We start from the raw sequence: 11,474 nt of genomic DNA on the forward strand, positions 1-11,474 counted from the left end.
AAAAACTGTATAAATAGACAGGCAATAACAAAAAAATATCGCCGACTTGGTACTCAAAGTCGGCAATGCAAAAAGTTTAACTAACTGAATTAATGCATTAACTTAAAACGGCATTTTAAAACCTGATGGTAATTGCATGCCACCAGTAACCTGAGCCATTCTTTCTTTTTGTGCTTCATCTAAACGGCGAGCCGCATCATTATAAGCCGCAGCAATAAGATCTTCTAACATCTCTTTATCATCATCAGCCATAAGTGATGGATCAATTTCAACGCGCTTACAACTATGAGTACCATTAATGGTGACTTTAACTAAACCAGCACCTGATTCGCCAGTAACTTCTAATTTAGCGATCTCCTCTTGTGCTTGTTGCATTTTAGCTTGCATTTGTTGGGCTTGTTTCATTAAATTGCCCAAACCACCTTTTCCACCTGAAAACATAATAATTCCTCATTAAAAAATATAGTCTGCATTATACAGGACGAATACTGGATTCATCAATCTTAGCATCAAAATATCGACAAATTGTAGCCACTTTTGAATCTTCGGCAATGGCTATCTTCGCCTGCGCAAGTTTTTCTTGGTATAACTCTTCGCGCATTTCAACTGGTGTTTTATAATTTACATCATCAATAATAATATCTACATCAAGCTCTTGGTTACGATGTTTGCATAGCGCTTTTTTTATCTTTATCACATTCGATATCGAATTAATCAAATGCTTAACGGTTGAACGCAAATGCAACACAATCGTTCCACTATCTACTTGTTCAAAAGCTGAATTAGCTACGATTTGCTTAATTAACGGCGGTAAATCTAATTGCTCGATCTCGGCACACCAGGCATCTTTTTGCGCCATTTCGGTAATTAATTTCTTAATCATTTCAGGAGTTTTATCACCATTTAGTGACTCACGAAAAGCCTTAGTATCGACCACCAACTCTTCCTTCATTGCAGTTAGACCACTGGCTTGCCATTGATAATTTTCAGCGGTAATATCTTCTTTACTATTGCCGTTATCGTTGTTATCGATATCGTTTACTGGCACAGCGCTCTGTTTAATTCGTGTTAGTGATTTATTTATTACTAAATTTTTTGGTTGAATTACATCAACCGATTCAGACTTTTTTGGATATTGTTCCTCTTTTAACAACTGCATACGCATTTCTAAAATGCTTTTAGTCACCGACGACACATCATCAGGAATCGTTAGATCCGCCGTTGCTGGTTTGGCTTTAGATGTTGACGCTGTTTTTGAAGACAAAACGGTTAAATCGTTTAAGTCGTTGTGCTGACTTTGCTCATTTGTTAATGACGAACTTATCACTGATTGTGGTGTATTCTGTTCGGTATGATTAACTGGCTGGCTCACTGTTGCAAGTATAGGATCAGATTGCTGAATTCGAGATTGTTTTTTAGTTTGATTTACAGCCTGATTATTAGCTTCTGCTTGCCTTGATACATTCGCATGCATTACTGCTTGTGATTGCGATTGGGTATTAGGCGGTTCTTTAGTTTGCTTTTGAGTTTGAGTCTGCTTATTGCCTTGAACAGATGCCGAACTAGCCATAACTGGTGGTGTAACAGCATCAACCACCTTTGGCATAAAGGCTAAAGCGCGTAAAAAACTCATCTCGACACCAATTTTTTTATCAGGCGAAAAAGAAAGCTCTTTACGACCCATTAGCAAAATTTGATAAAACAACTGCACATCGTTAGGTGCCATATATTGTGCTAAAAAACGTATGCGCTCTTCATTATCAATATAATCACCCAAAGCAGTTGGCACTACTTGTAATAACGCAATTTGATGCAATAAAGTAATGGTTTCGGCTAACAGATTATCCCAATCAGCGCCCTGTATAGCAGCTGCTTCAATTTGTTGCATTAAGGCATTACCATCACTATTATGTAATGCTTCAACAATTGCAAAAGGAACCGACTTATCAAGTGTACCAAGCATTACCGACACTGATTCTGCATCGACCTTACCGTTACCAAGAGCAATCGCTTGATCGGCTAAACTCAGCGCATCACGCATACTGCCATTAGCTGCTTTAGCTAATAACCCAATCGCTTTCGGATCGCTGCTGATTTGCTCTAATTTTAAAATATGTTCAAGTTGCTGGCCAATTAATGTTGTATCTAATACATTTAAATGTAAATGCAAACAACGTGATAAAATAGTTATAGGTAATTTTTGCGGATCTGTAGTTGCCAATAAAAACTTAACATGCTCAGGTGGCTCCTCTAGGGTTTTAAGAAGTGCATTAAAGCTACTGCGCGATAACATATGCACTTCATCAATCAAATAAACCTTAAAGCGCCCTTTAGTTGGTAAATATTGGATGTTATCAAGTATTTCACGAGTGTCTTCGACCTTGGTACGAGATGCGGCATCAATTTCAAGTAAATCAACAAAACGACCTTGTTCAATATCACGACAATTATCACAAACTCCACATGGTGTAGCAGTAATGCCTGTTTCGCAATTCAGCCCTTTTGCTAACAAACGCGCAATTGACGTTTTACCTACTCCTCGAGTGCCTGAAAACAAATAAGCATGATGAACTCGCCCTAGCGAAAGTGCATTAGACAAAATTTTAAGGACATGTTGCTGCCCCACAACCTCAGAAAATGATTTTGGTCGCCATTTGCGTGCCAGAACTTGATAACTCATAATCACCATAACTCATTGCCATTGAATTTGGCACTAATCATATCATAAACTGGCAAAATAGTCTTGATACAGTCAATAATCGATGCAATATTAATCAACAAAATTTAGCTTGAGAAAACCTAAATTTGCTATTAAAAAATAAAAGTGTAATAGTGCTAACCTAAACATACCTAACAAATTATAAAATGGAATATATAAGAAAGCACAACGAAAAAAGAGCGTTTTTCTAAACCACCTATATGGCGTTAATAATATTAATGCCATTTAATGCACCGCCTACATTTTTCTAAACCACCTATATGGCGTTAATAGAGAAACAGATATACTATAAACATAGTTTTGCAAAAGCAAAACAAGTTTTCTACTTTAAAATACCCTTTTCTACAAGATGATTTTAATTTATTGTTTTTCACTAATTTTTACCCATCAATAAAAAAAGGGTTGGCGTGAATTTTGAGTTTTTGGATAATGCACAGATTTCACCATTAAAAAACATTCAGGTAGCCCATTGATTTTATTTAATTTTCACATTAAGTTTTAGAAAAAATAATCAGTGAAGAAATAAAAAAACTTCCCTAATATTATTCGCAATTAATTGAAATCGTTTTAAGATTAAATCCTGCCTCTTTATACAACTTGTACCGTTTCCTTGCTAATGACTTTAGCTGCTCATCCACTGGCACAAAATCGATAATATCACGATAAACACCTGCAAATTCAGGAAATTGTTCTTGTAAATTAATAAGTAGCTGACGTGTGCCGCTGCTGCGTTTTTGTGGCCAGCTAATTTCAACAGGTGATCCCCCTTTCATGCCTTCACCAGCCAAATTATGCGGAACAAAATTGTCGGTTTCGAGTTGCCATAGGTACTCGTCTATTCGTTCTGCTTGACCCTGATCTTGACAAGCAACTTGCACGCGCTGATTGGCGTGCCATGCTTCAACTATTTTTTTGCATGCTAGTTTTTCGTAAAAAAGCACGCCAGACTCGTCGGCTTCTGTTTGGTTTTCAAGTAAATAGAAGATCACTTTTTTCATAAAATCTTAGCTCGATTTATTGATCTAGTAGATATTGAATCAACATGGCAACTGGACGACCCGTTGCTCCTTTTTGCCCACCAGATTTCCACGCTGTGCCAGCAATATCTAGATGTGCCCATTGATATTTTTCGGTAAAACGTGATAAGAAGCATGCCGCAGTAATGGTGCCGCCATCTCGACCACCAGTATTAACAATATCAGCACAGGTTGATTTGATTTGTTCTTGGAATTCACTATCAATCGGTAGCGCCCATGCTTTGTCGCCTGCTTTGTTGGATGATAAGATCAATTGTGCAACTAATTTGTCGTTATTACCCATTACTCCAGTATAGTGATGTCCTAGTGCAACGATACAAGCGCCAGTTAAAGTGGCAATATCAATAACAGTTTTTGGATTGTAACGTTCAACATATGTTAAAGCATCACATAAGACTAAGCGACCTTCAGCATCAGTGTTAATCACTTCAACTGTAGTACCTGACATGGTTGTCAATATGTCGCCAGGACGGTAGCTGTTGCCGTCAGGCATGTTTTCACAACCCGCCATGACTCCAACAACGTTAATAGGTAATTTTAACTCTGCCACAGCCTGCATAACACCATAAACGGTTGCCGCACCGCACATATCGTATTTCATTTCGTCCATGCCTGCAGATGGTTTGATTGATATTCCTCCTGAATCAAAGGTTAGTCCCTTGCCGACTAAAACATACGGCTGGGCTTTTTTATCTTTAGCACCTTTGTATTCAATAATAGTCATGATTGATTCGTTTTGCGAACCCCGCCCTACTGCTAAATAAGCGTTCATGTTTAATTTTGCCAATTCGCTTTCGCCAAGGCAGGTTACTTTTAATGATGAATGCTGTTTGCCTAGTTGTTTACCTTGTTCGGCTAAGTATTTTGCGTTACAAATATTTGACGGCATATTGGCAATTGTTTTTGTTACGGTAATAGCATTAGCAATAATTTGCCCTTGTAACAAGTTATCAGTTAATGCTGATAACGCTTTCTTATTATGAATTAATAATGTCACTTTAGTTAAGCTTGGTACAGGATCTTTAGTCGTTTTAAAATCATCAAATCGATAAGTTATATCGCTAATAATTTGCGGCAATTGTTTGGCTATTTCAAGGCTATTTACTTCATTGAACGCTAATAGATCCCATGCAATATTTTTAATTTTTTTGGCTAGTAGTTCTTTTATTACCGCTTTAATAACGGTTTTAGCTTGAACTGAGTCAAATGTTTTTGCTTTGCCACAACCAACAAATAAAAGTTTTTGTTTTAAATTGTTATTTGGATATAGCAAAGTAGTTTTACCTAGTTCGCAACTTATATCACCTGATTTGATAAGTTGACTAACTAAACCATTGGTTGATTTATCGATATCTTTGACAAAATCAGACTGGTTTTTTCTTGAATCAATTGAAACAACTAAACACTCTGTTTTTTGTTTAGTTATAATAGTACTGTTTTTTATTTGAAATTCCATGGTGCTTCTCGTTTATGAATTAGTGCAGATAATTTATATTCTATCGGTTCATTGTTGGATAGCAACAAAAAGATAACTAAAACGAAACAAATCAGATTATAATAGTCTGGTTTTGTGCCAACAGATAAAGGTAAGATGTGATAATTCGTCGATATTTAGTGAAAGAAACATTGAAAACCCAAGGGGCAATTTTATTTATTTTGTTGCTGATTTTCTTTTCTCAAAAATTAATTAGAATTTTGTCGAGCGCAATCGATGGTTCAATCCCTCGTGAATTAATTATGCCGTTACTAGTTTTAGGCGTATCAAATATGGCCGATCTTATTTTGCCGCTGAGCCTTTTTCTTGGTGTACTTGTTACTTTCGGGCGACTTTATTCTGATAGTGAAATGGTAGCAATGCATGCATGTGGTGTTAAGAAAAACTTAACTTATCAAGTAGTATTTCTTCTATGCATTTTAACTAGTATATTAACCGTAATGAATTCACTTTGGTTTGGTCCTTGGTCTAACGTTAAGCAAGATCAATTGGTTGCTAATGCTAAGATCAATCCTAGTTTAGCTGGATTATTAGCAGGACAATTCCAACAAACGCCAGATGGTAATTCAGTTATTTACATTGGTAATGTGGATAATAACAATTTAGAGAATGTCTTTATTGCTCAAATCAATCCAAAAGCAAATCAACGACCTTCTATTATTATTGCTAATAAAGGTAAGACTGGACACGATAACGAAGGTAACCAAATTATTACGCTTGAAAATGCTAATCGTTATGAAGGAACAGCACAATTAAAAGATTTTAGAATTTCAAACTTTCATAATTATTTAGGTATCATAAAACCCAAAGAGTTAAATACTAACGAGGATAACGATAAAATCGATGTTCAGCAATTGGGAATATTAGAGCTTATTAACACTAATACACCTAAAGCTGTTGCGGAATTTTATTGGCGGATAACGCTAATTATTTCAGTACCATTAATGGCCTTTTTAGTTATTCCACTGAGCGTATCAAACCCACGACAAGGACGCCTTGCGCAAGTTTTACCAGCTTTACTGATCTATTTAGTTTACTTTTTATCGGCCAGTTCAATTAAGGCTAATGCTGGTAAAGGTCGGTTAGATCCCGAATTGTGGTTTTATATATTAAATTTAGGATATTTTGTGTTAGCGATAATATTGAATTGTTGGGATAACCTATTTATGCGTAAACTTCGCTTAAAATATTCGGCATCTTAAGGAGCAAAGCGTGTTTTCGATTTTAGATCGTTATATCGGTAAAACTATTTTAAGCACCATTGGTGTTAGTCTTTTTTTACTTATTAGTTTGTCGGGTATCATCCGTTTTATTGATCAGCTTCGAAAAATTAAAGTTGATTATGATGCGTTTTCTGTCGGTATTTATACGCTTTTAATGGCTCCAAAAGATTTAGAAGTATTCTTCCCGATGGCAGCGTTATTGGGTGCATTGATTGGTTTAGGATTGTTAGCATCCCGCAGTGAATTAATTGTAATGGAAACATCTGGCTTTAGTCGTTTCAAAATTGCATTTGCGGTGATGAAAACAGCATTACCACTAGTACTAATTACAATGGCGATTGGTGAATGGGTTGCTCCAGTTAGCGAGCAAACTGCACGCAATATGCGTTCTGAAAAGCTTTATGGTAATTCGTTAATGGCTGAACAAGGCAGTCTTTGGGCTAAAGATGGTAATGATTATGTTTTTATTGGCCATGTAAATAACGATAATTCGATTTCGAATGTTTATATTTATTCAGTTGACCAAAATAAGCTTCAATCCATTACCTATGCTGCTTATGGAGTGTATGAAAATGATACTTGGACATTATCGCAAGTTGAAAAAAATGATCTAACAGTGCCCAATAAAGTAGTTGGTGTAAATACGATATCCATACCTTGGAAAACAAGCATTACTCCTGATAAATTAAATATTGTCGCATTTGATCCTGACTCGTTGTCGGCTTCAGGACTTTATGAATATTCACAATATCTAAAAAACTCTGGGCAAGATTCTAAGTATTATGATTTGCTGTTTTGGAAAAAGATCATTAAACCAATTTCAGTTGCTGTGATGATGTTGTTAGCTTTATCGTTTATTTTTGGTCCATTGCGTAGCGTATCAATGGGGATTCGTGTGGTGATAGGTATCAGCTTTGGCTTTTTATTTTATATTGCCGATAATTTGTTTGCCCAAGTAAGTATTGTTATTGGTATTTACCCTATTATTGGTTCGCTTATAACCAGTTTCGTATTTTTATTGATTAGTTATATTTTATTTAAACGAAAAAACTAGGTTTTTTAAAATTTTATCCTATCATCTGATTTAGATGATAGGATTTTTATATTGTAACGATTATGCTGTCTGTGATTGTTTATCAAACAGGTTTAAATATTGCCCATAACCTGCATCTTCCAGTTCCTCTTTAGGTATAAATCGTAAGGAAGCCGAGTTAATACAATAACGTAATCCACCTAACTCTTTTGGACCATCATTAAAGACATGCCCAAGATGAGAATCAGCTTCCACAGATCGCACTTCAATACGTCGCATACCAAAACTGGTATCCTTTTTTTCAACAATATTGCCCTTTTCTATCGGTTTAGCAAAACTAGGCCAGCCACATCCTGAATCGAATTTATCTAACGAAGTAAATAACGGCTCGCCAGATACAATATCAACATATATCCCTTCCTCATGATTAGAGTTAAATTCGTTTTCGAACGGTGGTTCAGTCCCATTTTTTTGAGTTACGTGATATTGCATAGGTGTTAATATGGACAGTGCTTTTTCCTTCATTGTTTTATTCATAAGTCACCTTTATGTTATTTATTTTAAATAATAGAATTAATTACGATTTAACATTGATTGCAATACTTTATCTTTAATCCAAAAATAATGATATAAGGCGCCAGCTATATGTAAAATAAGTAAAATTGCTAATAAATATGAGCTGAACTTATGCATAATATGAAAAAAATCATAAAACATGTTAGGCATATCAATAGCCGGAATAGAAATGATGCCAAAAAAATTCAGCGACCGACTACTCATTAAGTACCCAGACAGAGGCACAATAATTAAAAAAATGTAAATAAACCCTTGTATGGACGTCGATAAAATACGTTGTAGTTTTTGATTTTTGGGCAAGACATTAGGCACACCTTCAGCTTTAATAATTGTAAAACGCCACAAGGTTATTACAAATATCAACACGCCAAAAGATTTATGTAATAAATAAATAGTAAACATACCACCCAAATAATGTGACAACGTCACCTTAAATAACACTAATAAAAACGTTAATACAATCAGTATCAATGTTAACCAATGGTTCCATTTTTGTTTACTACTATATTGCGGATAGTTTTGCATAATTCAATTGCCTCTTTATTTTTGCCAATGCTGTGCTAAAAACTTTGATCGCCCTGATAATTGATAATATTGATTATAATGCTGGGATTGTTTTGTATAATAATTTTGGTGATAATCCTCAGCTAGGTAAAAGGCAACTGCTGGCTCGATAGCGACACCTATAGGATTATTAAACTTCTTACTATCTTGTAATGCTTGTTTAGACGATAATGCTACTTTATGTTGATATTCATTATGATAAAAAATAACAGGACGATAAGAATCACCTCGATCAGCAAATTGCCCTTGTGAATCCGTTGGATCGATTTGTTTCCAAAAAATTTCAAGCAATTTTTTATAACTAATAACTTTTGGATCAAACTTAATTTGTACCGCTTCGGTGTGCCCTGTTGTGCCTGAGCAAACTTGCTGATAGGTTGGATTGATAACATTCCCCCCAGTATATCCTGCTACAATACTAATAACCCCTTCATACTGATCAAAGGGTTTAACCATACACCAAAAACAACCGCCAGCAAATGTTGCTTGTTCATATTGTTGCATAATAACCTCCCACTTAATATGTTAAACAATTCTTCTATTTATTGCTTAACTTCAGCATAATCATTAACACTAAAATACACTGCTTTAAATTAGCATACTACTTGAAAATGTTTAAAAAAACACCATATCATTGGTCAACGATTTCAGTTATAGAAGGATTCATTTATGGCAAGTGGATGGGCGTCTGACGATGCCGTTAATCAACAAATCGAAGGCACTATTGCTGATGCCATCGAAAACGCAAGAAGACAACTCAATCACGGTACAATTAGTGCTCATTTTTGTATTGAATGTGGAGAGCCTATTATAGAAGCCAGAAGGTCAGCATTGCCTGGCGTACAATATTGTTTGTCTTGCCAACAAGAAATCGATAAACAATTAGCTAAAACATCAAGTCTATATAATCGTCGTGGCAGCAAAGATAGCCAACTACGTTAATTTGAAGATACATTTTTAACCAATTGAGCTAAAAGATGGGTGGATTATTACCCACCCTAAGATACAAACAATAGTTATTTTTTACCTTCACGAACAGCGTCATAAGGATAAACAATTAATTTATTATCAAACCATTCAGCACAAAAAATATCTTCTAATTTTTCATAACCTTGTTTTGCAATTTCTTGTTTAACCCAATTTTCATCTTTTTTAAGTTGTTCTAAATTGTCATGGCTAATACCGCCATTTTCGATGATTAGCACGGCAATATCTTTATCACCTTTTTTGATAACAGTTAACGAACCATTTAATTCATACCAAACCTCTTTTAACTCATCAAAAGAAGCTATGCCTTGTATATTGACTAAGGTTTCAAAATCCCTTACTGGTAAGTTGGCTTTAACAAAATTATCCGTTATTAAATGCCCATTTTTAACAAGTTGGATTGGTTCGCCATCTATAGCATCGCGTAAACGTGAGTTTTTAGATTTGATAAATCGAATTAAAACAAGTAAGCCAGCCCAAATAGCCACTAATCCAGCCGATTCCCAAGAAGATACTGTCGGACTAAGTAAGGCCCCCCCAACCAACGCACCAATAACCATACTACCAACCTGATCAAGCTGTGACATAGGTGCTATTTGGCTTTTACCCGATAACTTCACATAAACAAGTAAAATAATTAAAGCTAATAAAAATTTTGGTGCCATTTCTAATAAATACATTTCCTTTCTCCAAGCTAAACAAAATATGTTGAACTACAATTCCAAATGCAGAATCAATAGAAACTTCTGTATCGAAACGGGTAATAATTTATGTAAAACTGGTATAATTTTTGTTTGATTAATGATCAATACGGTTCTATTTTCATGACTAAAACAAAGTATGATTATTAATATAATTTATTGATTGTATTTTACTCTAAAATTCACACAAATTATAAGATTATTACTTTGATTGCGATAACTAATTTCTATTATGCAATGTTGTAAATCGGTGTGTTTTAAGTTTGAAATGAAGGTAAAATATTTACCCACAAAAACAGTCAAAAAGTATATATTTCCAGTTAAAAAGGATAATAACAAATGCAACTAATAATCGAAGAATCGGAAAAACAATTATCTTTTGAAGAAATTGAAGAATTTAGCAACTATTTTGATAAAGAAATTCCACTTTCATTTATTGATTTTTACATTAAATTTAATGGTGGTTACCCTCCCGAAAACGGTGAACATAATTTCTTTTTATTAGGTGGCTTTAATCCAATAAAATATGGCGATTTAACTATAGAAGATATTTACACTAATTTAATTGATGACTTTTCTAATTTAAAAGATATGATTCCTTTTGCTTATGATGAGGGTGGAAATTGTTTTTTACTTTCATTAAAAAATGAAAATTATGGAGAAATATATATATGGCTGATGGATGAAAAAGAATTAGTTTTAGTATCTGAATCATTTGATAGTTTTATAAATAAGCTGTAGGAATTAATCGCATTGTTTAAAGTAATTAAAAAAATGTTGCAATGAATATACATAAAAACAAAATTAACGCCTTATAAGTTTTCAGTTGAGTATTTTAATCATAAAATATTAGGGCGTGTTGATCTTTCGTGATTATTTTTAGACGGCATGATGTGAGTTATAATAATTCTGCCAAAAACAACCATAACTCGATTCATCATGCCAAGAACAATGCTAACAGATAAACGGTGGGAGAAGCTACTACAAATAATGAAAAATACTGGCCGAGTTTATAGGGCGTGTTGATCTTTCGTGATTATTTTTTAGACGGCATGATGTGAGTTATAATAATTCTGTCAAAAACAACCATAACTCGATTCATCATGCCAAGAACAATGCTAACAGATAAACGGTGGGAA

The 11,474-nt window shown here is 34.5% G+C and carries 12 protein-coding genes; 4 read left to right on the top strand and 8 right to left on the bottom strand.

Annotated features, from left to right (window positions below):
* Positions 1–102 precede the first annotated feature (102 nt).
* From GYW75_RS02685 to GYW75_RS02700, 4 genes are all read right to left on the bottom strand, one after another.
* Positions 103–441 carry a YbaB/EbfC family nucleoid-associated protein gene (locus tag GYW75_RS02685; RefSeq protein WP_174798315.1) on the bottom strand — a complete coding sequence of 113 codons (339 nt, stop codon included), beginning with the start codon at positions 439–441 and terminating at the stop codon, positions 103–105.
* A 31-nt stretch (positions 442–472) separates the two neighbouring features.
* Positions 473–2,680: a DNA polymerase III subunit gamma/tau gene (gene dnaX / locus GYW75_RS02690; protein ID WP_174798316.1), complete on the bottom strand. Its 2,208-nt coding sequence runs from the start codon at positions 2,678–2,680 to the stop codon at positions 473–475.
* Positions 2,681–3,261: 581 nt separating this feature from the next.
* Entirely contained in the window at positions 3,262–3,717 is a 456-nt protein-coding gene (locus GYW75_RS02695; RefSeq protein WP_065610897.1) for a DNA polymerase III subunit chi, read from the bottom strand.
* A 16-nt stretch (positions 3,718–3,733) separates the two neighbouring features.
* Complete coding sequence (locus GYW75_RS02700; RefSeq protein ID WP_065589755.1) at positions 3,734–5,212, bottom strand: leucyl aminopeptidase; 1,479 nt, start codon at positions 5,210–5,212, stop codon at positions 3,734–3,736.
* 137 nt (positions 5,213–5,349) lie between these two features.
* Between GYW75_RS02700 and lptF the strand changes: the two genes are divergently transcribed.
* Positions 5,350–6,453 (top strand): LPS export ABC transporter permease LptF, encoded by a 1,104-nt coding sequence (lptF, locus tag GYW75_RS02705; protein WP_065589756.1) that lies wholly within the window; start codon positions 5,350–5,352, stop codon positions 6,451–6,453.
* 10 nt (positions 6,454–6,463) lie between these two features.
* The gene (gene lptG, locus GYW75_RS02710) at positions 6,464–7,528 is read left to right on the top strand and encodes an LPS export ABC transporter permease LptG (protein ID WP_065589757.1); all 1,065 of its coding nucleotides are present in this window, start codon (positions 6,464–6,466) and stop codon (positions 7,526–7,528) included.
* Positions 7,529–7,588: 60 nt separating this feature from the next.
* On the opposite strand, the gene msrB is transcribed toward lptG, so the two are convergent.
* Genes msrB through msrA form a run of 3 tightly spaced genes read right to left on the bottom strand, consistent with a single transcriptional unit; the run spans position 7,589 to position 9,154 of the window.
* The gene (gene msrB / locus GYW75_RS02715) at positions 7,589–8,032 is read right to left on the bottom strand and encodes a peptide-methionine (R)-S-oxide reductase MsrB (protein ID WP_174798341.1); all 444 of its coding nucleotides are present in this window, start codon (positions 8,030–8,032) and stop codon (positions 7,589–7,591) included.
* A 48-nt stretch (positions 8,033–8,080) separates the two neighbouring features.
* Entirely contained in the window at positions 8,081–8,608 is a 528-nt protein-coding gene (locus GYW75_RS02720) for a cytochrome b (RefSeq protein WP_174798317.1), read from the bottom strand.
* A gap of 15 nt (positions 8,609–8,623) precedes the next feature.
* Positions 8,624–9,154: a peptide-methionine (S)-S-oxide reductase MsrA gene (gene msrA / locus GYW75_RS02725; RefSeq protein WP_366940515.1), complete on the bottom strand. Its 531-nt coding sequence runs from the start codon at positions 9,152–9,154 to the stop codon at positions 8,624–8,626.
* Positions 9,155–9,316: 162 nt separating this feature from the next.
* On the opposite strand from msrA, the gene GYW75_RS02730 reads away from it, so the two are divergent.
* Positions 9,317–9,589, top strand: a complete 273-nt coding sequence (locus GYW75_RS02730; protein ID WP_065589760.1) for a DksA/TraR family C4-type zinc finger protein — start codon at positions 9,317–9,319, stop codon at positions 9,587–9,589.
* Positions 9,590–9,663: 74 nt separating this feature from the next.
* Here the strand turns inward: GYW75_RS02730 and GYW75_RS02735 are convergent, their stop codons facing one another.
* Positions 9,664–10,314, bottom strand: coding sequence for a DUF421 domain-containing protein (locus tag GYW75_RS02735; RefSeq protein ID WP_034912801.1), 651 nt, complete (start codon positions 10,312–10,314; stop codon positions 9,664–9,666).
* Positions 10,315–10,674: 360 nt separating this feature from the next.
* On the opposite strand from GYW75_RS02735, the gene GYW75_RS02740 reads away from it, so the two are divergent.
* Positions 10,675–11,076, top strand: a complete 402-nt coding sequence (locus GYW75_RS02740) for an SMI1/KNR4 family protein (RefSeq protein WP_065589761.1) — start codon at positions 10,675–10,677, stop codon at positions 11,074–11,076.
* Positions 11,077–11,474 lie beyond the last annotated feature (398 nt).

Source organism: Gilliamella sp. ESL0232 (genome assembly GCF_013346885.1).
Lineage (GTDB): Bacteria > Pseudomonadota > Gammaproteobacteria > Enterobacterales > Orbaceae > Gilliamella > Gilliamella bombi.

What these genes read in the sequence shown, in the direction of transcription:
- GYW75_RS02685 (WP_174798315.1), bottom strand. Translation starts at nt 441, where the DNA reads ATGTTTTCAGGTGGAAAAGGTGGTTTGGGCAATTTAATGAAACAAGCC.
- dnaX (WP_174798316.1), bottom strand. Translation starts at nt 2,680, where the DNA reads ATGAGTTATCAAGTTCTGGCACGCAAATGGCGACCAAAATCATTTTCT.
- GYW75_RS02695 (WP_065610897.1), bottom strand. Translation starts at nt 3,717, where the DNA reads ATGAAAAAAGTGATCTTCTATTTACTTGAAAACCAAACAGAAGCCGAC.
- GYW75_RS02700 (WP_065589755.1), bottom strand. Translation starts at nt 5,212, where the DNA reads ATGGAATTTCAAATAAAAAACAGTACTATTATAACTAAACAAAAAACA.
- msrB (WP_174798341.1), bottom strand. Translation starts at nt 8,032, where the DNA reads ATGAAGGAAAAAGCACTGTCCATATTAACACCTATGCAATATCACGTA.
- GYW75_RS02720 (WP_174798317.1), bottom strand. Translation starts at nt 8,608, where the DNA reads ATGCAAAACTATCCGCAATATAGTAGTAAACAAAAATGGAACCATTGG.
- GYW75_RS02730 (WP_065589760.1), top strand. Translation starts at nt 9,317, where the DNA reads ATGGCAAGTGGATGGGCGTCTGACGATGCCGTTAATCAACAAATCGAA.
- GYW75_RS02735 (WP_034912801.1), bottom strand. Translation starts at nt 10,314, where the DNA reads ATGTATTTATTAGAAATGGCACCAAAATTTTTATTAGCTTTAATTATT.
- GYW75_RS02740 (WP_065589761.1), top strand. Translation starts at nt 10,675, where the DNA reads ATGCAACTAATAATCGAAGAATCGGAAAAACAATTATCTTTTGAAGAA.